This window comes from Acidovorax sp. SRB_24, from assembly GCF_012931925.1.
Window position 1 is genome coordinate 1 of sequence record NZ_MWOM01000168.1, and the last position, 773, is coordinate 773.

A 773-nucleotide genomic window follows, 5' to 3' on the forward strand; every position below is an offset into this window, starting at 1 on the left:
ATGGAAAAAAAAGGGCCACCGCACGCATGCTGCGCTGCGGAAGCCTGTGGGCAAACAAAGGGGTGACTGTACGGTGGACGGGTGAAAGTCCAACGATTGAAAAGTCAATTGGTAAGACGCAAAGTTTATATGGCCGGGAAAACCCTCGTGCGCTGGCCTGAACTCCGCGCGGGCGTGGGGCAGCGGGCCACCCCTTCCGCCCGCTGGGCGCCGGCAGCGCACGCCGGGCCGCGCCGTGCGACGAGGGGCCGTGCATTGCGTCCGCAAATCTATTTTTCATAGCATCATGCGCAGGATCCATCAGCGTTTGAGGCACATTTCATGCCAAACAGGCCGCGGTCCGGCCTGTGCCTGGACCCTCGGCAGCCGCCCGCCTTTCGCGGCGCACGTGCGCACCCGCGGCCGGACTCCAGGCACTCGAACGGGTCGCCCGCCGCAGGCGCAGCCCCAGGCAGCGGCGGTGGTGGCCAGCACACGCCCGGACGGGGTGGACCGGGGCAGAGGGGGTGGAAAAGGCATGTCGGCTCCTGAAAGCGCGTCCGCGACCACGCACCGCGGCTCACTTGCGCGTGTAGATCTGGTCAAAGCTCGCGCCGTCGACAAAGTGCGCCTTGTCGGCCTTGGCCCAGCCGCCGAAGGCCTGGTCGATCGTGAACAGCGCGAGCTGGGGAAACTGGCGCGCGAACTTGGCCTTGGCCTTCTCCGAGGTCGGGCGGTAGAAGTTCTTGCCCGCAATCTCCTGGCCTTCGTCGGAATACAGGTACTGCAGGTAT

Annotated in this window: 1 pseudogene; it reads right to left on the minus strand. The window is 65.6% G+C overall.

Annotated elements, in window-relative coordinates:
* Nucleotides 1–559: 559 nt before the first annotated feature.
* Nucleotides 560–773, minus strand: a pseudogene (locus B2J89_RS21275) (sulfate transporter subunit); the annotation flags it as partial.